The organism is Paraburkholderia sp. BGA-UO-ETr-F21 (genome assembly GCF_059567925.1).
Genome location: NZ_JCAQOY010000016.1, coordinates 60,467 through 82,119, shown reverse-complemented (window position 1 = coordinate 82,119; position 21,653 = coordinate 60,467). Strand labels below are relative to the sequence as shown.

Annotated in this window: 21 protein-coding genes; 14 read left to right on the top strand and 7 right to left on the bottom strand. The window is 64.1% G+C overall.

Features of this window, described 5'->3' with window-relative positions; genetic code table 11:
• Positions 1–694 precede the first annotated feature (694 nt).
• Positions 695–2,665: a bifunctional tRNA (5-methylaminomethyl-2-thiouridine)(34)-methyltransferase MnmC2/FAD-dependent 5-carboxymethylaminomethyl-2-thiouridine(34) oxidoreductase MnmC1 gene (gene mnmC / locus AC57B1_RS11370; protein WP_496417554.1), complete on the bottom strand. Its 1,971-nt coding sequence runs from the start codon at positions 2,663–2,665 to the stop codon at positions 695–697.
• Between the two features lie 274 nt (positions 2,666–2,939).
• On the opposite strand from mnmC, the gene AC57B1_RS11365 reads away from it, so the two are divergent.
• Positions 2,940–3,140 carry a hypothetical protein gene (locus AC57B1_RS11365; protein WP_091797763.1) on the top strand — a complete coding sequence of 67 codons (201 nt, stop codon included), beginning with the start codon at positions 2,940–2,942 and terminating at the stop codon, positions 3,138–3,140.
• A gap of 18 nt (positions 3,141–3,158) precedes the next feature.
• Complete coding sequence (locus tag AC57B1_RS11360; RefSeq protein WP_006050811.1) at positions 3,159–3,437, top strand: HU family DNA-binding protein; 279 nt, start codon at positions 3,159–3,161, stop codon at positions 3,435–3,437.
• Between the two features lie 131 nt (positions 3,438–3,568).
• On the opposite strand, the gene AC57B1_RS11355 is transcribed toward AC57B1_RS11360, so the two are convergent.
• The 3 genes from AC57B1_RS11355 to AC57B1_RS11345 all read right to left on the bottom strand — a co-directional run bounded on the left by AC57B1_RS11355 (position 3,569) and on the right by AC57B1_RS11345 (position 6,000).
• Positions 3,569–4,888: a GTP-binding protein gene (locus tag AC57B1_RS11355; RefSeq protein WP_496417553.1), complete on the bottom strand. Its 1,320-nt coding sequence runs from the start codon at positions 4,886–4,888 to the stop codon at positions 3,569–3,571.
• A 179-nt stretch (positions 4,889–5,067) separates the two neighbouring features.
• The gene (locus AC57B1_RS11350) at positions 5,068–5,514 is read right to left on the bottom strand and encodes a lytic transglycosylase domain-containing protein (protein WP_091797757.1); all 447 of its coding nucleotides are present in this window, start codon (positions 5,512–5,514) and stop codon (positions 5,068–5,070) included.
• Between the two features lie 255 nt (positions 5,515–5,769).
• Positions 5,770–6,000 carry a hypothetical protein gene (locus AC57B1_RS11345; RefSeq protein ID WP_496417552.1) on the bottom strand — a complete coding sequence of 77 codons (231 nt, stop codon included), beginning with the start codon at positions 5,998–6,000 and terminating at the stop codon, positions 5,770–5,772.
• Between the two features lie 29 nt (positions 6,001–6,029).
• Here AC57B1_RS11345 and gspD point away from each other — a divergent pair, with 29 nt between their 5' ends.
• The 3 genes from gspD to gspF are packed head-to-tail and all read left to right on the top strand — an operon-like array spanning position 6,030 to position 11,186.
• On the top strand, positions 6,030–8,411 hold the full coding sequence (gspD, locus tag AC57B1_RS11340) for a type II secretion system secretin GspD (protein WP_496417551.1): 2,382 nt from the start codon (positions 6,030–6,032) through the stop codon (positions 8,409–8,411).
• Entirely contained in the window at positions 8,408–9,964 is a 1,557-nt protein-coding gene (gspE, locus tag AC57B1_RS11335; RefSeq protein WP_091797750.1) for a type II secretion system ATPase GspE, read from the top strand. Before gspD ends, gspE begins: the two co-directional genes overlap by 4 nt.
• 4 nt (positions 9,965–9,968) lie before the next feature.
• Positions 9,969–11,186 (top strand): type II secretion system inner membrane protein GspF, encoded by a 1,218-nt coding sequence (gene gspF, locus AC57B1_RS11330; RefSeq protein WP_091797747.1) that lies wholly within the window; start codon positions 9,969–9,971, stop codon positions 11,184–11,186.
• 97 nt (positions 11,187–11,283) lie between these two features.
• Here the strand turns inward: gspF and AC57B1_RS11325 are convergent, their stop codons facing one another.
• The gene (locus AC57B1_RS11325; RefSeq protein ID WP_035518470.1) at positions 11,284–11,697 is read right to left on the bottom strand and encodes a type II secretion system protein N; all 414 of its coding nucleotides are present in this window, start codon (positions 11,695–11,697) and stop codon (positions 11,284–11,286) included.
• Between the two features lie 238 nt (positions 11,698–11,935).
• Between AC57B1_RS11325 and gspG the strand changes: the two genes are divergently transcribed.
• The 8 genes from gspG (at position 11,936) to AC57B1_RS11285 (ending at position 18,668) form a co-directional block, all read left to right on the top strand.
• Complete coding sequence (gspG, locus tag AC57B1_RS11320; protein WP_091797744.1) at positions 11,936–12,400, top strand: type II secretion system major pseudopilin GspG; 465 nt, start codon at positions 11,936–11,938, stop codon at positions 12,398–12,400.
• 78 nt (positions 12,401–12,478) lie between these two features.
• Positions 12,479–13,060, top strand: a complete 582-nt coding sequence (locus AC57B1_RS11315) for a GspH/FimT family pseudopilin (RefSeq protein WP_496417550.1) — start codon at positions 12,479–12,481, stop codon at positions 13,058–13,060.
• A 1-nt stretch (position 13,061) separates the two neighbouring features.
• Positions 13,062–13,478, top strand: a complete 417-nt coding sequence (gspI, locus tag AC57B1_RS11310) for a type II secretion system minor pseudopilin GspI (RefSeq protein ID WP_091797741.1) — start codon at positions 13,062–13,064, stop codon at positions 13,476–13,478.
• On the top strand, positions 13,456–14,142 hold the full coding sequence (locus AC57B1_RS11305; protein ID WP_496417549.1) for a PulJ/GspJ family protein: 687 nt from the start codon (positions 13,456–13,458) through the stop codon (positions 14,140–14,142). The genes gspI and AC57B1_RS11305 overlap by 23 nt, the downstream gene beginning before the upstream one ends.
• A gap of 472 nt (positions 14,143–14,614) precedes the next feature.
• Positions 14,615–15,898, top strand: coding sequence for a type II secretion system minor pseudopilin GspK (gspK, locus tag AC57B1_RS11300; RefSeq protein ID WP_496417548.1), 1,284 nt, complete (start codon positions 14,615–14,617; stop codon positions 15,896–15,898).
• Between the two features lie 28 nt (positions 15,899–15,926).
• Positions 15,927–17,354: a type II secretion system protein GspL gene (gene gspL, locus AC57B1_RS11295; protein ID WP_496417547.1), complete on the top strand. Its 1,428-nt coding sequence runs from the start codon at positions 15,927–15,929 to the stop codon at positions 17,352–17,354.
• Positions 17,351–17,854: a type II secretion system protein M gene (locus tag AC57B1_RS11290; protein WP_408299717.1), complete on the top strand. Its 504-nt coding sequence runs from the start codon at positions 17,351–17,353 to the stop codon at positions 17,852–17,854. The genes gspL and AC57B1_RS11290 overlap by 4 nt, the downstream gene beginning before the upstream one ends.
• A 34-nt stretch (positions 17,855–17,888) precedes the next feature.
• A complete protein-coding gene (locus AC57B1_RS11285; protein WP_496417546.1) occupies positions 17,889–18,668 on the top strand; it encodes a type II secretion system protein N in 780 nt (259 codons plus the stop codon).
• Positions 18,669–18,687: 19 nt separating this feature from the next.
• Here AC57B1_RS11285 and AC57B1_RS11280 read toward each other — a convergent pair whose 3' ends face one another.
• Both AC57B1_RS11280 and AC57B1_RS11275 read right to left on the bottom strand, forming a co-directional pair.
• Positions 18,688–20,253 carry an efflux transporter outer membrane subunit gene (locus tag AC57B1_RS11280; RefSeq protein ID WP_496417545.1) on the bottom strand — a complete coding sequence of 522 codons (1,566 nt, stop codon included), beginning with the start codon at positions 20,251–20,253 and terminating at the stop codon, positions 18,688–18,690.
• A 190-nt stretch (positions 20,254–20,443) separates the two neighbouring features.
• A complete protein-coding gene (locus AC57B1_RS11275) occupies positions 20,444–20,815 on the bottom strand; it encodes a hypothetical protein (RefSeq protein ID WP_408343980.1) in 372 nt (123 codons plus the stop codon).
• A 250-nt stretch (positions 20,816–21,065) separates the two neighbouring features.
• Between AC57B1_RS11275 and AC57B1_RS11270 the strand changes: the two genes are divergently transcribed.
• Positions 21,066–21,608: a MarR family winged helix-turn-helix transcriptional regulator gene (locus tag AC57B1_RS11270; protein ID WP_496417628.1), complete on the top strand. Its 543-nt coding sequence runs from the start codon at positions 21,066–21,068 to the stop codon at positions 21,606–21,608.
• Positions 21,609–21,653: the final 45 nt, after the last annotated feature.

The following is a 21,653-nucleotide window of genomic DNA, read 5'->3' as shown; positions in this document are numbered from 1 at the left end:
GGGGAGCCTGACGCATTCGGGGTGCGGCCGTAGCAACCGGCACGGTGAAAGAACGCCGTCGACTTTGAATCAGATTCTGATTGAGCGGCACCGTTCCGTTTGCTGCGTGTGCCGCTGTAGAAGCAAGGCACGACGCGGAAAAGAACGGCGATTGTGCCATAGCTTTTTCAGCCTCGACCGAAAAGACACGAACATGCTGGCAAAACGGTAAAAACGTACGTTATCTCACCGACATGAGGAAAAAGCGACCGTTTTTACGTCCAAACTCAGCCGCGGATGCGGCCAGTTTGAATTCGGCAGATGTGTTTTTCGGGACACTGCCGACGCAGATTTTTCTTGGGTCACGAGCCAAAGCTACGTCGATAGGCTTCGTTCCAGCCACGGCCTTGCTGTTTACTGGTTTACCGTATGTATACGTAGTAACAGTTAACAAGGTGCCTCGTTTTCTGTGGATAACTCCTGTTTACCGAAATGAATCATCGGTTTGCCGATCGCACAACCGGATGCACAGCATGTGCGGCAGCGGCGGGTATACAAGAGCAACTTTTTGCGATTTTCGGCGGCGGCAAAGTTACCCCGTTTACGTCCACAACGGTTCCACATGAGTTGCGCGGGTAAACGGCGCAGTTATCCACAAGTTTCAGTGGATAACTCATCGGGCAAGTATGCGGGGACGCCAGCGGTTAACTCACCGTTAACGGACCGTTCCCTGACGCAATGCGCGTAACAGAAAGCGCGCGGGATCGAGGTCTTCGGCCAGCTCCCGTTCAAGTGGCCACGGTTCGCCCTCCAGCTGCGAGGCGATCAGCTCTGCGCCGAGCGCTGCCCACACGAGCCCACGCGAACCATAGGCGAATGCGCCGTACAGTCCGTCCGTACGTGGCAGATCGAGTGGCCATGCGCCGCGCAGACGCTGGGCGTCGCGCGCTGCGAGCGCTTCGTCAGCGAGCTGGCCGATCATCGGCATGCGATCGCTGGTGACGCAACGGAACGCGACACGCCCCGCCAACGCCGCTGACTCAGCGCGATCGGCGATGCCCGCCAAGGCCGGCAGCATCTGCGCGACGCGCAGCAGGTTTTCCAGATGGCCAGCCGCGCGCAGTGTGGTGTCGGGGTCGTCGAGTTCGTAGGTGGCGCCGGTTAGTGTCACGCCGTCGGCGAGTGGAACGGCGTAGCCTTCGCCGATCACCGGCATGCCCAGCGGCGGCAGCACCGTGCCGGCCGGCAGCAATGTGAGCTGGCCGCGAATGCTGCGAGTCGGCGCGTGCTGCAAACCGGCGATGCGCGCGGCGTCGTGAGCGCTCGCGACGATTACCACCGGCGCTCGCGCGAGCGCCTCGCCCGCGGAGTTGAACACGATCCACTCATCGCCCGACCGCTCGATTCGCGCGACGTCCACACCGAAGCGGCGTTCGAGCAACTGACCCGCTGCCGCGCACTGTGCTGCGCAGAGCGACGCCGGGTCGATCCAGCCGCCGTGCGCAAAGAACCAGCCGCCGCAGGCGAGCGGCATGCCGGCCAGTCGCTGAGCTTCATCCGGCGAGACGGGCCTCACGTAGTCGGATGGATAGCCTGACGCGGCAATCGCGTTGCTGATCGAGCGGGCTTCTTCGTCGTCCGCTGCGATCTGCAACAGGCCTTGGCCGCCGCGCGTTGGTCCGTAACCAAGCCGTTCGAGGGCGGCCCAGCGCTTGAGCGAATACAGAAAGCCCGCGCGCGTGACGCGTGAGGCGACGCTATCGTCACGCGAAATCATGGGATGGAAGACGCCGGCCGGATTGCCCGACGCGTCCTGCGCCACCGAAGCATGCCGTTCGAGCGATGTGACGCGCCAGCCGCGCGCCGCGAGCCGTTCGATCACCGCACAGCCCGCCAGCCCGGCGCCGATCACCACGGCATGGCGCTCGCCGAGCGCGAGCGGCGCGGGCGGCTCGTAACGCCGCACGCGCCAGCGGGGGGCGAAGTGGCCGACCAGCATCGCGCGTTTCCAGCCGAAGCCGTCCACCTTGCGGTATTCGAAGCCGCATTGCGTCAACGCGCGTTTGATCTCGCCGGCGCTGCTGTAGGTGGCGAAGGTGGCGCCCTCGCCCGCCAGGCGCGCGAGCGCCTTGAAGATCGCGGGATTCCAGAGTTCGGGGTTTTTGGCCGGCGCGAATCCGTCGAGGTAAAAAGCATCGGCACGCAGTCTCAACGCCGGCAGGCTGTCCTGCGCGTCGGCGAAAACGAGCGTGAGCACGACGCGCCCTTCTTCGAACTCGAGCCGATGCGTGCCTGGAACGAGCATCGGCCAGGCGTTCGCGAGGGCTTGTGCGAGGCCCGCAATCTCCGGATCGGAAATGGTCGCGGCTACTACTTTGCGTAAATCGTCGACGGTAAACGGATGTTTCTCAGTCGACACGAAATGCAGCCGCTCACAGCGCGACGAGTCGGCACGCCAGGCGGCCCAGGTCACCAGAAAGTTGATGCCCATGCCGAAGCCGGTTTCGACCACGGTGAAGACGCGGCGGCCCTGCCACCGCTCGGGTAGCGCGTTGCCGCGCAGGAAAACATATTGGGCCTGTTCGAGACCGCCCACGGCGCTGTGATAGATATCGTCGTAAAGCGGCGAAAAAGGCGTGCCGTTGTCGCGAAAAGCGAGGACGGCGGGGATCAGCGGATCAGTCATGCGCGACGGAAAATGACGCTCGGAAAAAGGCCCCCAGAACCTGTCGCTTCGCGCCAAGGCCCCCGTGGGGGATAAGAAAACATGAGCCGGCGGGCGTTTTTTCACACGCGGGTTGACCGTTACCGCCCGCGCTCAGCTCGCCGAACGGCGAAAAAGACGCGCTGAACGTTGGCAAAAACCAACGCCAAGCCCCGTCCGGACTGGGTTTCAGCCCTCGGTTGAAGGTCGCCGGGAGCAAAAATGGCAGTTTCGTTGCGCTATCCGCTCCGCAACCGTGCAATTCTTCGAAACCCTTATCCTGATTGGGTTTGCGCTGCGCTATCATAGCAAGCGCCGCGAAGGGAGCGGCAGCACGGCCGACGGACAGTCATCTGTCCGGCGCTATTGGTCCGGAGGGGATCCGGAGCCGGAGCTGCTCGACGGCGCGGCCCGCGCACGTATAATCGGCGCGTTCGCGCTGTTCGTGTCAACCTAAACTCAGAAAGGAACCTTAATGAACAAACAGGAACTGATCGACGCCGTCGCAGGACAGACGGGCGCCAGCAAGGCTCAAACCGGTGAAACGCTGGACACGTTGCTTGAAGTGATCAAGAAGTCTGTGTCGAAGGGCGATGCGGTCCAGTTGATCGGCTTCGGCAGCTTCGGTTCGGGCAAGCGCGCAGCACGTACGGGTCGTAACCCCAAGACCGGCGAAACTATCAAGATCCCGGCCGCCAAGACCGTCAAGTTCACGGCTGGTAAGGCGTTCAAGGACGCAGTCAACAAGCGCTAAGCAGATTACTGCCAGGCAGTTGACACCCGCCAATGGCGGGTTTTTTTTCGCCTGCGTGTTTTCGTCCGCACACTGCGCAAGGGATAGCGGCGACGAGCGTCGCGGCTATCCCGCCGGGAGGCAAAGGGCGCTCAGTCGTGGCGATGCACGATTTCGCCGTGACCATGGCCGTGATCGTGGTCGTGGTCGTGATGGTCATGACCATGGTCGTGATCGTCTTCATCGAAATCCCAGGCCGGGAAGGGATCGGCGAGCTTCTCCCATGCTTGCGGTCCCTGCGCGTATTCCTCGTCGGTCAGCAAACACGCGTCGAACTTCGCTTTCCAGACAGCCGGATCGATGCCGACGCCGATCATGACCAGCTCCTGGCGACGGTCACCAATGCTCAGATCGTCCGGTTCGCCATACCAGTCCGCGGCGATCTCGGCAGCCAGTTCGTCGTCGCCGTCAGGCCATTCGCTGCGATCCTGAGCGGCCCACCACATGCCCGCCGGACCGTGCCGGCAAGCCCCGCCTGCCTGCGAAAGCGAGCCGGCGATATCGTTACGCGTGGCCAGCCAGAAGAAGCCTTTACTGCGCAAAACGCCCTTCCACTCCTGATGCAGCAGCGCCCACAGTCGTTCCGGGTGAAACGGTCGACGCGCGCGGTAAATGAAATTGCCGATGCCGAATTCGTCTGCCTCACCGTGATGCGCATGGCCGTGCTCATGCTCATGATTCAGCGACGTCAGCCAGCCCGGCGCGCTCGACGCCTCGTCGAAATCGAAGCGGCCGGTGTTCAGCACTTGCGCGAGGGGCACGTCGCCGAAACGGGCAACGACCTGTACCGCGCGCGGGTTGATCCGGCCGAGAATGCGCTGCAGGCGCGTGAGTTCGTCCGCGCTGACCAGATCCGCCTTGTTTACCACCAACACGTCGCAGAATTCGATCTGCTCGATCAACAGCTCGACGAGCGTGCGGTCGTCCTCTTCGCTCGCAGCGATGCCACGCTCGGCGAGCGCGTCGGCCGAACCGTAGTCGCGCAGGAAGTTGAATGCATCGACCACGGTCACCATCGTGTCGAGCCGCGCGACATCGGAGAGCGACGCGCCTTCGTCATCGACCAAGGTGAACGTTTCGGCGATCGGCATGGGTTCGGCCACGCCGGTCGATTCGATCAGGATCGCGTCGAAACGCTGTTCGGCCGCGAGGCGCTTGATCTCGACCCGCAGATCGTCGCGCAGCGTGCAGCAGATGCAGCCGTTCGACAACTCGACCAGTTGTTCCTCGACGTGAGACAGCGCGGCGGCATCGCGCACGAGCGTCGCATCGATATTGACGGCGGCCAGATCGTTGACGATCACGGCCACGCGCAAACCGGCGCGATTCGCGAGAATGTGATTCAGGAGCGTGGTCTTGCCGGCGCCCAGAAAACCGGAGAGCACGGTGACGGGCAATAGCGGCTGGTTCATCGCAGTACGGAAAAGCTAGAGGATTGGAAGGCGTGCCGGGCTTCTGGTCGCATGACGGCTCGACCTGAACGATGTTCGAGCCTCGACGGCAGCACGAAGCCGCATTGTGCATCAAAACGGACGGCGGCCGGGTAATAGGCCGGATGGAGTAGGATCAGCGGCCGGCTCAGGAGACCGACTCAGCGCGTAGCCGGCATCAGATTCCACTTGCGCAGGATCGCGACGATCTGCTGCGAGTACTTGTCCCGCAATGCCGGCGTTTCCGAGTGGTATGCGCCGACAGCCTGCCATGTGTTGCCGTACTTGTTCATCTGGCGGCGCAGATGCCATGCCGCGATATAGACGTTCTTGCACGGCTCCATCAACGTGCCTTGCGAGATACCGTACTGGGCGAGTGTGGGCAGATGAATCGAATTGATCTGCATGACGCCGTAATCGGTCGAGCCATTGGCGTTTTTATGCTGTGCGTCGGGCCTATTATGTGACTCTTGCCAGGCGATTGCGCGCAGAATCAGCGGATTGACCTTTTGATACCTGGCCGCTTCGTCAAAGCAATCGGCGCGCGCCGACCCTGCTGCTATCAGCACGGCGAGTCCTGCAGCGACAGTGACGAGGGAGCGTTTCATCGGTCAAGACCACTAAATAAAGTGCAAGCGTAAGGGTGGGTTAGGGATCGCGTCGGCCATACTTCAGCCGCTGACAGCCGCCGAGCCGCGCCAGCCGGGCATTCACGGGACATCGGGGAAAACCCGCGCCAGCAACACGCAACAAGGGACTCGAACGGCTCGTATCATACCGGCAGGCGGACCTCCGTCAAGTTGGCTAACCGACATAAGGACGCAGAAAACGAAGCATTTTCGCGCTCATCACAGAACGTCCTGTCAGCTTTCAATTGTTTGACAAAAGGGGGCAATCTTTAGAGGAATCGCACAGCGCGGTCTGTTTTGTGACAAATCCGACATGAAAAACTGGTACTGTTCATTTTTTTCGGACATCGGGCGGCGGGTTGCGAGGGCGATGATCGTCCGCGAGGCAGGCCGGCAGATCGACAGGGCGGCGGCCTGCTCCCATGTCCGCACTGCATGACCGTCAACGGCTACGGCCGTCGGCATCAACACCCTATTCCATGAGAAGAAATCGTATGGCTTTGCGTCGCGTCGCAACGGCGCTGCTGGTGGCTGGTTTGATCACCGCGCAGACAGCACAGGCACAGGTGACACTCAACTTCGTCAACGCCGACATCGACCAGGTGGCCAAGGCGATCGGCGCGGCAACCGGCAAAACGATCATCGTCGACCCGCGTGTGAAGGGTCAGTTGAATCTTGTGTCGGAAAATGCGGTGCCTGAGGATCAGGCACTGAAGACCTTGCAGTCCGCGTTGCGGATGCAGGGCTTCGCGCTGGTGCAAGACCACGGCGTGTTGAAAGTGGTGCCCGAGGCGGACGCCAAGCTGCAAGGCGTGCCGACCTACGTGGGCAACGCGCCTGTTGCGCGCGGCGACCAGGTGGTCACGCAGGTATTCGTGCTGAAGAACGAATCGGCCAACAATCTGCTGCCGGTGCTGCGCCCGCTGATCTCGCCGAACAATACCGTGGCGGCCTACCCCGCCAACAACACGATTGTGGTGACCGACTACGCCGACAACGTGCGGCGTATCGCCCAGATCATTGCGGGTGTCGATACGGCGGCGGGCCAGTCGGTTTCGGTGGTGCAGCTGAAGAACGCCAATGCGATCGACATTGCCACGCAGCTCTCCAAGATGCTCGACCCGGGCGCGATCGGCAGCACTGACGCGACGCTGAAGGTCTCGATCACCGCCGACCCGCGCACCAACTCGCTGCTGATCCGCGCGTCGAACGGCGCGCGTCTCGCGGCAGCGAAGCAACTGGCGAAGGAACTCGACACGCCGACCACGATGCCCGGCAACATTCACGTCGTGCCGCTGCGCAACGCGGACGCGACGAGGCTTGCCAAGACCTTGCGCGGCATGTTCGGCAAAGGCGGCGATACGGGCTCGTCGGCGAACTCCAACGATGCGAATTCGTTCAACCAGAACGGCGGGGGTGGGCTGGGCGGCAACAATTCGACGGGCACGTCGGGTACGCCGCCGCTGCCCTCGGGCGGTCTCGGCAGCAGCTCGATGGCCTCGCCCATGGGCGGCAGCGGAAGCGGCGGCTACGGCGCGGGCGGCGGTTCCAATTCCGGCGGCCTGCTGGGTAACGAGAAGGAAAAGGGCGACGACAATCAGGCCGGCGGCATGATTCAGGCGGACGCCGCAACCAACTCGCTGATCATCACAGCAGCCGAGCCGGTGTACCGCAACCTGAGGGCGGTGATCGACCAGCTCGACGCACGGCGCGCCCAGGTTTATCTGGAAGCGTTGATCGTCGAGTTGAACTCGAACACGAGCGGCAATCTCGGCATTCAGTGGCAGGTCGCGAACAATTCGATCTTTGCCGGCACCAATCTGCAGACCGGCAGCAGCAATAGCATCATCAATCTCACAGCGGCTGCCGCGGCGACCGGCGCCACAGGTGGTCTAGCCGGGGCGCTCGCCGGCCAAAGTCTCCAGCAAGGCCTGAACGTCGGCTGGATACACAACATTTTCGGTGTGCAGGGACTCGGTGCGTTGCTCCAGGCGCTCTCGCAGACCGCCGATGCGAACGTGCTGTCCACGCCTAACCTCATTACGCTCGACAACGAGGAAGCCAAGATCGTGGTCGGTACCAACGTGCCGATCCAGACGGGATCGTATTCGAACCTCACGAGTTCGACGGCGACTTCGGCGTTCAATACCTACGATCGCGTGGACGTCGGTCTGACGCTGCACGTCAAGCCGCAGATCACCGACGGCGGCATTCTCAGGCTGCAGCTCTACACGGAAGACTCGGCGATCGTGACCGGCACGAACAACGCCGCGACCAACCCGGCCGGCCCCGAATTCACCAAGCGTTCGATCCAGTCGACGGTGCTCGCGGATAACGGCGAGATCATCGTGCTGGGCGGCTTGATGCAAGACAACTACCAGGTCAGCAACAGCAAGGTGCCGCTGCTCGGCGATATTCCGTGGATCGGCCAGCTGTTCCGTTCGGAGCAGAAAACCCGCAACAAGACCAACCTGATGGTGTTCCTGCGTCCCGTGATCATCAACGATCGCGGGACGGCTCAGGCCGTGACGTCGAATCGCTACGACTACATTCAGGGCGTGCAGGGCGCGTACAAGCAGGACAACAACCTGATGAAGGACAATGACGATCCGGTGGTGCCGCCCATGCCGATCGGTCCGAGTCAGGGCGGTTCGCCCGAGATGAACCTGTTCGATATCGACAAGATGCGCCGGCAGAAGCTCACGCCGCCGCCGGCCAACGGTGGCGCTGTTACGAACGGCGCTGCTGTCACCAACGGCGCGGCGGCCACGAATGGCGCCGCCGCGCAGAACAGTCCGGCCACCGTTGGGCCCGCCGTGCAGAGCAGTCCCGTCACCGTGACGCCGTCTACCGAGTCGCCGGGAGTGCGGCCGTGAGCACGCCGTCCACGCCGCCGTCAGCGGCCGCTACGCCGGCAGCAACGCGAGCCGGCGCAGCGGCGCTTCCGCCTGCGGGCGCGACGGAGCATGCCGGGCGCGAGGCGCCGTCCGCGATCGCCGCTCGGCTCGTGCCCTATGGGTTTGCGCGTGCCGGTCAGATTCTGGTTGCGCATCAGCATGCGGACAGTCTCGAAGTCTGGATCAGCGAACGCACGAGCGACGCCGCGCTTTCCGAAGTCGCGCGTAACTTCGGCGCGGTGTCGATCGTGCGCGTTCCCGCCGACGAACTCGCGCAGGCGATCAACCAGGCGTATGCGCGCCAGGACGGCAGCGCTGCGCAGGTGGTCGGCGAAGTGGAAGGCGAAGTCGATCTCTCTCGCCTCATGCAGGACATTCCCGAGGTGGAAGATCTGCTGGAGTCGGAAGACGACGCGCCGATCATCCGCATGATCAACGCGCTGCTCACGCAAGCGGCGCGCGAGCAGGCTTCGGATATTCATATCGAGCCGTTCGAGACTTCTTCCGTGGTGCGCTTTCGTGTCGACGGCACGTTGCGCGATGTGGTGCGCCCGAAGAAAGCGCTGCACGGCGCGCTGATCTCGCGGATCAAGATCATGGCGCAGCTCGACATTGCCGAAAAGCGGCTGCCGCAAGATGGCCGGATCACGCTGCGCGTAGGCGGCCGCCCGGTCGACGTGCGCGTCTCGACGCTGCCGACCGGCCACGGCGAACGCGCGGTGCTGCGTCTGCTGGAGAAAGACGCGTCGCGTCTGAATCTCGAAGCACTCGGCATGGCGCCCGACACGCTCGTCAAGTTCGACAAGCTGATCGGCAGACCGCACGGCATCGTGCTGGTTACGGGTCCGACGGGCTCGGGTAAAACGACCACGCTCTATGCGGCGATGTCGCGGCTCGAAACGGCGACCACCAACATCATGACGGTTGAAGACCCGATCGAATACGACCTCTCCGGCATCGGCCAGACGCAGGTCAACGAGCGGATCGGAATGACTTTCGCGCGGGCGCTGCGCTCGATTCTGCGGCAGGATCCGGACGTCATCATGATTGGTGAAATCCGTGACCTGGAAACCGCGCAGATCGCGGTGCAGGCTTCGCTGACGGGCCACCTCGTGCTCGCCACGCTGCACACCAACGACGCGGCGTCCGCCGTGACACGTTTGACCGACATGGGCGTCGAGCCGTATCTGCTGGCGTCGTCGCTGCTCGGCGTGCTGGCGCAGCGGCTCGTGCGGCGCTTGTGCCCGGTGTGCCGCGAAGAGCGCGTGGAAGAAGACGGCAGCGTGCGCTGGCATCCGGTGGGTTGCGACCGGTGCGGCCACTCCGGTTATGCGGGACGTCGCGGCGTCTACGAACTGCTGCTGATCGACGACAACATTCGTACGCTGGTTCATCGCAACGCGGCGGATGCCGAGATTCTCGCGGCCGGCCGCGAGCAAGGCATGCGTACGCTGCGCGAGGATGCGGACCGCTGGCTCGCCTCCGGGCTGACATCGCTCGAAGAAGTGATCCGCGTCACGGGCGGAGCATAAGCGCATGCCGGCATTTCGTTTCGAAGCGATCGATGCGGCGGGCAAGGCGCAAAAAGGCGTACTCGACGCGGACAGCGCGCGCGGCGCGCGGACGAATCTGCGCTCGCAGGGACTGACGCCGCTCGTCGTCGAACCGGCCGCCACACGCACGCGTGGCGAGCGCAGTCAGCGGCTGTCGCTGGGGCGGCGTTTGTCGCAACGCGAGCAGGCGATCCTGACGCGCCAGCTCGCCAGCCTGCTGATTGCCGGCCTGCCGCTCGACGAAGCGCTCGCCGTGCTCACCGAGCAATCGGAACGCGACTACATTCGCGAACTGATGGCGTCGATCCGCGCGGAAGTGCTCGGCGGCCATTCGCTCGCCAATGCGCTGACGCAGCATCCGAAAGACTTTCCCGAGATTTACCGCGCGCTGGTCGCGGCCGGCGAACATACCGGCAAACTGGGTCTCGTGCTGTCGCGCCTCGCGGACTATATCGAGCAGCGCAACGCGCTGAAGCAGAAGATCGTGCTCGCGTTCACGTACCCGACCATCGTCACGATCATCGCTTTCGGCATCGTCACGTTTCTGTTGAGCTACGTGGTGCCGCAGGTGGTGAATGTGTTCGCCAGCACCAAGCAGCAACTGCCCTTCCTCACCATCATGATGATGGCGCTGTCCGGGTTCGTGCGGAACTGGTGGTGGGCGATGCTGATCGGCGTGGCCGTGCTGTCGTATCTGGTGCGCTCCATTCTCAAGCAGCCCGGCCCGCGCCTCGCGTTCGACCGTTGGCTGCTGACCGCCCCGCTGCTCGGCAAACTCGTGCGCGGCTACAACACTGTGCGCTTTGCCAGCACGCTCGGCATTCTGACCGCAGCCGGCGTGCCGATTCTGCGGGCGCTGCAGGCAGCAGCCGAAACGCTCAGCAACAACGCCATGCGCGAGAACATCGACGATGCGATCGTGCGTGTTCGCGAGGGCACGTCGCTATCGCGCGCGCTCGGCAATACGAAGACCTTTCCGCCCGTGCTGGTTCACCTGATCCGCTCGGGCGAAGCGACCGGCGACGTGACCACGATGCTCGACCGCGCGGCCGACGGCGAAGCGCGTGAACTCGAGCGCCGCACGATGTTCCTGACGAGTCTGCTGGAGCCGTTGCTGATTCTGGCGATGGGTGGCGTGGTGCTGGTGATCGTGCTGGCGGTGATGCTGCCGATCATCGAGTTGAACAACCTGGTGCAGTAAGGCCGGGAGAGCGGCTGGATTGCGCGATGAGCGTGCCGGTTATCGGCGCGGTGACCGCGCAATCGGTGCAGCGAGGCGGTTTGTTCGGTGCGTGACTTTAGCGCACGTAGATCGTGGGACCTGCGGGGTTGGCCGGCAGGAACACTTCGGAGTGCGCGCCATTGCGGTCGATGATGATCGAGCGGGCACGGACTTCGGAGAGTTTGGCGCCTTGCATCAGCGCGCTGCCGAGCGACACCGCATGGGGCGGTTCGCCGCCGACGCTGACGATAGCCGCGGCGCCTTCCCGCAACGCGAGGATGCCGAACAGTCGCACGTCCTGGTTGGCGCTGCGCGTGAGCTGGCCGCCGAACAGCGTGGCGGCCTGGTCGGTCGAGACCTGCGCATGCGCGGCAGCCGCGGGCAACGGCGCACCGGACATCGTGCTGAGCGTGATGACCCAATAGGTCAGCGTCGCGCAGAACACGGCGAACAGCGCGAGCGACAGAAGGCGGATTTGGATGGCGTTCATGCGCACCATTGTACGGACTATTGTGAAAATTGCGTTGGGTTGAAAGCGCCCTCTAACCAGGCGCTTTGCACGAGGCTCCGCCAGCGCGTGAGCAAACTTGCGGCGGCCCGGCGGTTTCTTACGACCCTTCAACTCCATGACATTAAAATGACCGGCCGGACGTGTTCAATGGCACCCTGTTCGCTGAACGATAAATTCCGCCCAGTCGAAAATTTCACCTGAAAAGAGGTAGCAAGCTATGCAACTGTCGACCACTCGCCGTCATGAAATCGCGGGTCCGCGCAGCCGACGTCAGCGCGGTTTTACGCTGATCGAAATCATGGTCGTGATCGCGATTCTGGGCATTCTGGCCGCGTTGATCGTGCCGAAAATCATGAGCCGCCCCGACGAGGCGCGGCGTGTGGCCGCCAAGCAGGACATCGGTACGGTCATGCAGGCGCTCAAGCTCTATCGTCTCGACAACGGCCGTTATCCGACGCAGGAGCAAGGTCTGCGCGCGCTGATCGAAAAGCCGAGCACGGACCCCGTGCCGAACAACTGGAAGGACGGCGGCTATCTCGAACGTCTGCCCAACGATCCGTGGGGTAATGCCTATCAATATCTGAATCCGGGCGTGCACGGCGAGATCGACGTGTTCAGCTATGGCGCGGACGGCAAGGCGGGCGGCGAAGGCAACGATGCCGACGTCGGCTCGTGGCAGTAGGCAGTTAAGGAGATGATTCTTACGCGCTCTTCGATGTGTTGTCGTTTGATTGTGAGCTGATCGTTCGTGGCCGGCACTATGCGATTGTCCGCTTGCAAGTCCCGTGTGGACACTCCGTGTACGGCTTCGTTGCCGCGCGCGGCGTGTGCCGGCGCGCGCCTTCATCGCGTGTCGTGCTCACGTGACGCGCGCGCGCGCGCCGGCCGGCAACGCGCGGCGGGTTTCACGCTGCTGGAAATGCTGGTGGTGCTGGTGATTGCGGGCCTGCTGGTGTCCTTGACCGCGTTGACGGTCACGCGCAATCCACGCACCGATCTGAACGAGGAAGCGCAGCGTCTCGCGCTGCTGTTCGAATCGGCCGGCGACGAAGCGCAGGTGCGCGCGCGGCCGATTGCCTGGCAACCGGTTGAAGGCGGCTTCCGTTTCGACCTGCGCACCGAAGACGGCTGGCGTCCGTTGCGTGACGATCTGCTTGGGCCGCGTCGCTGGGAAGGCGGCGTAACGGGCGTGAGCATCGACTATCCGGGTTCGGATACGCAGCCGAGCCGAATCGTGTTCGGTACCGAGGCGATCGACGTGCCCGTGCGGATCACGCTGTTTTCGGCGGCCGGGAGCGCGACGATCGTCGGCACCGGCAATGGCCGCTACGAGGTGCACTGAGATGCGTCGTTGCAGGAGCAGGGTGGCGCGCGAAAAGATCCATGTCGCGCAGCGCGGTTTTACGATGATCGAAGTGCTGGTCGCGCTGGCGATCATCGCGGTGGCGTTGGCGGCGTCGTTGCGCGCGGTCGGGAGTCTCGCGAGCGGCGAGGCCGATCTGCACCGCCGCTTGCTGGCGGGCTGGAGTGCTGACAATACGCTGGCGCAATTGCATCTGGCGCATGCGTGGCCGAACGTAGGCTCGACGAGCTTCGATTGTTCGCAAGGCAACTTGCAGTTGATCTGTACGGAGCATGTGACGGCAACGCCGAATCCGGTGTTTCGTCGTGTGGAAGTGATGGTGACGATGCCGGGCGGGTCCGGCAATCTGGCTCAGATGGTGACGGTGGTCGCGAATGAAAACAACCGTTCGCTCTGAGCGCCGCCGCCTGTCACGCGCGAGGGGCGCGCGCGGCTTCACGCTGATCGAATTGCTGGTGGCGATTGCGATCCTGGCGGTGATTGCCGTGCTGTCGTGGCGCGGGCTCGACCAGATCATTCGCGGCCGGCAGACCATTACGAACGCGATGGAAGACGAGCGCGTCTTCGCGCAGCTGTTCGACCAGATGCGGATCGACGCGCGCCAGGCCGCATCGGATGACGAGGCTGGGCAGCCGGCCGTGTCGGTGTCGGGGAGCGTGTTGCAGATCGTACGGCAGATGAATTTGCCCGGGGCGGCGCCGCGTTTGCAGGTGGTGCGGTATCGGGTGTCTGGTGGGCGTGTGACTCGGTATGCCTCGCCTCCCTTGGGCAATATGGGCGAGTTGCGGCGGGCGCTGCGCGGTAGCGAAAGTGACGGATGGAGTGGTGTGCCCTTGATGGGCGGTGTCGGTTCGATTTCCGCGCAGGTTTATGTGCCGAAAGTGGGTTGGACTACGCAGATGGGCGATGTGCAGAGTGCCATTACGGAGGCGGACAATAATCTGAAAGTGCCCCAGTTGGGGAGTGCGCCGCTGCCGCGGTCGGTGACGGGGTTGCAGGTCAGTGTCGGAGCGACGTCTTTGGCTCGGCCGGTGACTCGGGTTTTTCTCGTCGGAGAGTGAGATGAAGGGTTTTGTTTTTTCTCCGCGGGACGTGTTGCGCTGTGCTCTTTGGGGTGTTGGCCTTTCCTTGATTTCACGGTGGTCTATTGGCGTTGCCCCTGTGCGGGGCGGCACTCACTTTCTTTGCCGCCGCAAAGAAAGTAAGCAAAGAAAGCGGCTTCACACCGCTAACGTACAAGCGGAGCCCTCGCGCAGCCACGGTAGTGGCGCGATTGACGAACGATCCCTCGCACAGCAAACGACAGTGACCAAGCCGTCATCCGTTCCGGCGGCGCTCCGCGCGCCGAGCGGTTCATCACAAAACCAACGGCCCTTTGCAACTCGTCGCCGTACCTCAAACCATCTTCGGTCCGCTTCCGCTTCCGCTTCCGCTCCCAGCCGAGGCGAAGCCGACGGCACCCGCGAGGGCGAGCTTAAGCGATGGTGTTCCCTGCCTGCCGTTCCGGCGAGCACGCAGTGCGAGGCGGGAGGTATGACTGCCTTGTCACGGGCGGGGAGTGTGCGGGATGACGGATTCCAGATGGGCCGCTACCGTGACTGTGCGGGGGACCCGCTTAGCATTGGCGGTGTAAAGCGGCTTTCTTTGCCTACTTTCTTTGCCGCGGCAAAGAAAGTAGGTGCCGCCCCGCACAGGGGCAACGCCAATAGACCACTAAGAAAGCAAGGAAAGGCCAACAACAAAAACCAAACCCAACCAACCCAGAAAGGCGTAGCAATCATCAGCGCCCTACTGGTAGTAGCCCTATCCGCCATATTGGTCTCCGGCATGCTCTGGCGCCAACAAGTCCAAATCCGCCGAATAGAAAACCAGCGCCTCCTATCCCAGGCCCAATGGGTAGCACGCGGCGCGCTGGACTGGACGCGCCTGATCCTCCGCTCGGAGGGCGACACCTCAGCCGGCATCACGTACCTGGGCGGCCTATGGGGCGTCCCCATCGCCAAAACCCGGCTATCCGATTTCCTCGGCCAGATCGGCGAAGTGCGCGCGCAACAAGGCGCAGATACCTATTTATCGGGCTCAATCGAAGACGCCCAGGCCAAATTCAACCTCCGGAATCTGGTCGAGAGCCCCGCCCCCGGCGTCATGCAACTGGACATGAACCAGATCGGCGCCTATCAGCGCCTGCTCGTGTCGCTCGGCCTGAACAGCCAGTTGGCCAAAACCACGGCAATCCAGGTCCGCGCAAGCCTTGCGCAATCGGCCACCCGCTTTCAAACGGTCACGTCCGTGAACGGCACGACAGCGACCCCGCAGGTTCAAGGCGGCGCCACCGGCGGCAGCTTCACCGACAAACCCGGTATCGAAGACAGCAACGACAGCTCGGCCAACGCGCCGCTGCAAATGACCAGCGTCGACTCGCTACTCGACATTCCAGGCTATACGCCCGAGATGGTCGCGCGCCTGCGCCCGTTCGTCACCGTGTTGCCGACCGTTTCGGCCGTCAACGTGAACACGGCCTCTGCCGAAGTGATCGCGGCGGTCATCCCCGGAATGAGCGTGTCGACGGCGCAAGCCTTCGTCGCGCGCCGGCAGACGGTGTTTTTCCGTAACGCCGGCGACGTACAGCTCGCGTTGCGCGGCGCCGGCGTGCAATCGGTTTCGATCGATCCGAACGAACTCGACGTCAACTCGAATTACTTCCTGATTCACGGCCGCGTGCAGCACGAGCGCGCCGAGGTGGACCGCACGACACTCGTCTATCGCGACGCATTGACTCACACTACGCGTATCGTGCGAGTAGAAGACCAACTATGAATAACGCCTTTCCCAGAGAGAGTGGCCTTTGAGCACGCTGATCGTTCTATTGCCGCCGCGTGATCCGGCGGTGCCGTCGCAGGAATGGCAACTGCCGGAGTTGCCGTTCGTGCTGCTCGACAAGTCGGGGCGCACCCAGCGCGCCGGCCGTTCGGCGCTCGCGCTGCTGCCGCGCGCCACCACGACGGTGCTGATGGTCGCCGCGCGCGATCTGCTGATGATGCCCGCCACGCTGCCGCCGCTGCGCGGCCCGCGGCTGCGTCAGGCGTTGCCGAATATCGTCGAGGATCAACTGATCCAGGACCCGCAGACCTGTCACATCGCCGTCGATCCGAAACCGCTCGCGGGCGGCCGGCAGTTGCTGGCGATCATCGACCGCGGCTGGTTCCGGTTTGTTTGCGAATCGTTCGCCAACGCTGGTCACCGCAGCTTGCGCGCGGTGCCGGTCACACGCTGTCTGCCGCAGGCCGCCGCGCTCGATCTCAATGCGCCCGCCGAAGTCGCGGAAATGGTGAACGCCGGTGAACCCGCCATGGCAGGCTCCGCCAGCGTGGCGACGTCGCTGCCTGGCGTCGCGCCGGTAGTGGCGCCCGGCGTGGCGTCCGTGGTGCCGATGGTGGCCGCCGTGCTCGGCGCCGTGGTTCAGACCGCGCCCGCCCTGCTGCTCGAAGGCGCGGTGGAAAGCGCCGTAAGCAACAGTGTGCCGCGTGTCGAACTGGCGATCGCGCGGGGCGTGCAAGGTGAAGGGCTGGCCGTGCCGGCCAACGCCGTGAACGCGACGCTCGGCGCGCTCGCCGGCGCGGCACCGGTCTCGTTGTACATGCTCACCGAATTGCCGGGCAATGAGCCGAGCCTCGCCACGAGCAGCCCGGCGCGGCTGGCTGCGTATATCCACGGCGCGAGCCCGTTGCCGTTCGAGCAACTTGCGCGGCGAGCGCTGGAGTGCCGCTTCGACCTGTGCCAGTTCGAGTTCGCTTCGCAGCCGTGGCGGCTCGACCGCGCAACGCTGCGGCGCCTGCGCCTGCCGGTGTTGCTCGCGGTCGGCGCGCTGGTGATCGCGATTGTCGGCGCGAATGTGCAGTGGCTGATGCTGGCGCGTCAACGCGACGCGATCAACACGCAAATGACCGAACTGCTGCTCAATACCTTCCCCAAAACGACTGTCGTGCTCGATGCGCCCGACCAGATGGCGCGCCAGTTGCAGCAGTTGCGTATCGCCGCGGGTGAGCTGTCGCCGGACGACTTCCTGGTGCTGGCCGACGGCCTTGCGCGCTCGCTGTCGCCGGTGCCGGTCAACGGCATTGCCGCGCTCGACTATCACGACCGCCGGCTCGACGTGACCTTCAAGCCAGAGGTCAAGCTCGATCCCGACTTTGCGAAGCGCCTCGGCCGTAACGGCCTGAGCGGCGCGATCGACAGCAATACCGGCAAGTGGACCATCAGGAACGGACAATGAAAGCTGAACTCGCACAAACCTGGGCCGGATTCTGGGAGCAGCGCACCGAGCGCGAAAAAAACCTGCTGGTGTGGGGCGGTGGCCTGCTCGCCATCGTGATCGCGTGGTCGGTGCTGTGGGCGCCCGCGCAGGAAGGGCGCGCGCATCTGCGTGAATCGTTGCCGACCTTGCAGCGGCAGTTGGCGCAGATGACCGCGCAAGCGAACGAAGCACGACAGTTGTCGGCGGCGGCTCAGGGCGTCGCGCCCACCGGCGCCGCGCTGAAGGACGCCCTTACCGCTTCGCTCAACGATCATGGCCTCGCGGCGACACAGATTCAGGTGATCGGCAACGCGGTCCAGATCCAGTTGAAGAACGCGTCGTTCCCGGCGTGGACGAACTGGGTCGACGACGTGCGCAAGCAGTTCAAGGTGCAGGTTTCGGAGGCGCACGCCACGGCGCTCAAGGAAGACGGTCAGGTGGATCTGACGGCGTCGCTGCAGCCGTCCACCGCGAAATGAATATGCCCGTACCCGTGCCGTTACAGGATCTCGCATGACCTACTGGATGCGGCGCCTGCGCGTCGCGCTTCCCTGGCTGGTGATCGCGGTGCTGTCCGCCGCCGTCGTGATGCTGGCGATGCTGCCGGCCGCCTGGATCACGCCGCAGTTCGCCAAACAGACGCGCGGCCACGTGAATCTCGTCAATCCGGCCGGTTCGCTGTGGCACGGCTCGGCCACGCTGATGCTGGCCGCGGGCTCCGACATGAGCGCGGCGACCCTGTTGCCTGGCCGGATCGAATGGCACACGGCGTTCTGGCCGCTCTTTACCGACCGGGTGCGCATGACCATGCGGCATAGCGAGGCGATGCCGGAGCCGATCACGGTCGACGCCACGCCGCGCACCGCGACCGTCACGCCGGGCACGATCGCCGTGCCGGCTTCACTGCTGAGCGGCCTCGGCGCGCCCTTCAATACACTCGATCTGCAGGGCAATGTGCAACTGTCGTGGTCCGATTGGCGCAGCTTCAACCGCGAAGCGTTCGGGCAGCTGACCGTCACGCTGACCGACGTCAGTTCGCGTGTTTCGCTGGTCAAGCCGCTTGGCTCGTACCGGGTGCTGTTTCAGGCACAAGGCGAATCGTCCACGCTCGATCTGACGACCACCAAGGGCCCGTTGATGCTGACCGGCAACGGCACGGTCTCGGCTGCGTCCACGTCGTTTCATGGGACCGCCAGCGCCGCGCCGGAGGCACGCGACACGCTCGCCGGATTGCTGAATCTGCTGGGGCGGCCGAGCGGCCCGGACACGGTGACGTTGACGTTCATGCACTGAGGCGCGCTGCGCGGCGCTGCTACTCGTTGTGCATCTGCGCCGGCGCTGCCGACCCGCTTTGCGCGACCGGCGTGGCCGATGATGCGGGCGCCGGCGCCGCCACATCGCCCGCTTCGCGATTCATTTGCGACACGTCCCAGCCGCCGCCCAGCGCCTTCACCAGGCCCACGGACGACACCATCCGCTGCCCGGCGATGCTCTCCAGTTTCTGCTCGGCCGTGAAGGCGGTGGTTTGCGCCGTCAGCACGTTGACGTAGCCGACCGTACCCGCCTTGTACTCGTTCGTGACAATGGCGAGCGCCTGACGCGCCGAGTCCACCGCTTGCTGCTGCACGACGATTTCCTGTTCGAGGATGCGCTGCGACGCGAGATTGTCCTCGACGTCCTGGAACGCGGCCAGCACCGTTTGACGGTAGCTCGCGACATCGCCGTCGTACGCGGCGCGAGCGGCGTCGGTCTTGGCCTGGCGCAAACCGGCGTCGAACAGCGTTGCGGCGAGTTGCGGGCCGAGCGTCCAGAAGCGCGACGGCGCGGTCAGCAATTGCGAGAACACCGAGTTTTCAAAGCCGCCGGAGGCCGACAACGTCAGCGAGGGGAAGAACGCGGCGATGGCGACGCCGATCTGTTCGTTCGCCGCCGCAGCCTTGCGTTCCGCTGAGGCGATGTCCGGCCGCCGTTCGAGCAGCGCGGACGGCATCTGCGCCGGCACGGCAGGGGGCGTGGCGGTGAGCGGCATCGGCGGAATCGAGAAGGTGGACGCCGGTTCGCCGACCAGCACGGCAATCGCGTGTTCGTCCTGGGCGCGCTGGACGCCGTTGTCGATCGCGGCCGCCTGCGCCGACTGCAATTGCGTTTGCGCCTGAATCACGTCGGAGCGCGCGGCGACCCCGGCCGCGTACTGGTTCTGCGTGAGTTGCAGCGAGCGCTGGTAAGCCGCGACGGTGTCGTCGAGCAATTTTTGAGTCGAGTCGAGCGAGCGAAGCGAGAAATAGGTTTGCGCGAGCGTGGCCTGGGCAGACAGCCGCGCGTTGGCCAGGTCCGCCGCAGCGCCTTGCTGGCCGGCTTTCTGCGAGTTGACCGAGCGCGTGACCGAACCCCACAGATCCGGCTCCCAGCTTGCGTCGAGCTGCACGTTGAAACTATTGCCGATGCCGGAGCGGCTCGTCGCGGTTGTCGAGTTGCCGCCGGACGATGACCCATTGCCCGAACGCGTAGCGCCCGCCGACGCGCCGATGGTCGGGAAATACGCTGCGCGCGCCTCGCCAACCAGCGCGCGCGCCTGCCGGTAGGCGGCGGCGTATTGAGCCACGGTCTGGTTCGCGGTGTTCAGCCGGTCTTCGAGTGCGTTGAGTTGCGGGTCCTGGTAAATGGTCCACCAGTCGCCGCGATCGTGCTGATCGGCCGGTTCGGCGACTTTCCAGCCTGGCGCCGCTTCCTTGTACGACGCCGGAATGTCGGCGGCGGGCCGCCGGTAGTCGGGGCCGACCACACAAGCGGACAGCAGGCCGGCGAGCGCCGCAGCCACGGCAATAGTCAGGGCGCGAGGCGCAAGCGTCCGCGCGCGCGAGATTCGATCAGACTGCATGCAATGAATTCCTTCTGGACGCCGCGGCGCGGCCTATCGCGGCACCGCCCGCCGGGCGAGATCTTGGTCTGCCGGAATGTTAGCGTATGAGCCCGCTGGGTCGCGGGAAACTGAAAGGGTAATGCGAGGAGGGAGGCAGGTGTGTTACTGAGGGTGTCGCGATGGTTACGCGCCGTTACCGGCCTGGCCGTTAAACCCGCGATTCCGTCGACTTGGCTTGCCGGAGCAGCTTGCCGGCCGCGGCCCGGCACGGCGCGTCGCCGCGCGCCTGGCAGGCGCCGCCCGGACCCGCGTGCTTTTCCGCAGCGGTGGCCGCCACGGCACTGTTCGACGTGAGACGCGACGCCGCCGCCGGTTCGACCTTCGCCTCTGTGACGCCCTTCTGTCCCCGCCGATGTTCGACCCATGCGAGCACCGCCACGCCTACCGATCCCCCGGGCAGCACGAACAGCAGAGCGAACAACGCGAGTTTCCACCAGCGGTGCGGCCCTTGAAAGGTGTTCAGTGCGGAATCGGTCAGGGAGCGGCTCAGGCCGCCAAGCGTGTTTTTGAGGTACAGCATTGGGAAAATCCTTTTCGCACGTCGCTCGCGGCGTGCCGTCAATCGGTCAGAACATGGTCTCGGGTGGCGCGGGTCGCGCGTAACTCGTTGCCTGTAATAATATTGACTATGCAATTAAATTTCAAGATACTTTGATGCGCAAGCATCGGTCGTGTTGTTTTTCCGCCGTTCGCGCTACGCGAAATCCAGTTTGACTTGTCTGCTTAGGCAGCTAAAATCCGTTTTGCTCGATGATGTTCCCGGATACACGATGACTGACGGTCCCTACAAGGCAGACGAGATTCACCTCGAATCGAGTCTTGGTTACTACCTGACGAAAGCTCGAAACGTGCTGGTCGAGCGGACCGACCGTGCGGTCAAACCGCTGGGGCTGACCACCCAGCAGATCGGCGTCATCCTGATGCTGTCGTCGCGGCGAGCGAGCACCCCGTTCGAGTTGTCGCGCGCCATGTCTTACGACAGCGGATCGATGACCCGTCTGCTCGATCGCCTTGAAAAGAAAGGTTTTATCGTGCGCACGCGTAGTGAAACCGATCGCCGGATGGTGGAACTGGGGTTGACGCCGCAAGGCCATGAAGCCGCGCGGCAACTGCCAGGCTTGGGCGCGGCGGTGCTGAACGAGCAATTGCGTGGGTTTTCCGCCGCCGACCATGCCACCCTGATCGACCTGCTCGGCCGTTTCATTGCGAACGGCATCGACGCGGGGAGCAGTGTCGGATGCGGCTTGGGGCCCCACCAGGAATCGCAGGACGAATCACCCGAAGAGTCGCCGCCGGAACACGGCGAACGCTAACCAAGACACGCTTTTCACGAGCGTGACTGTATGAAGATGTCTGTC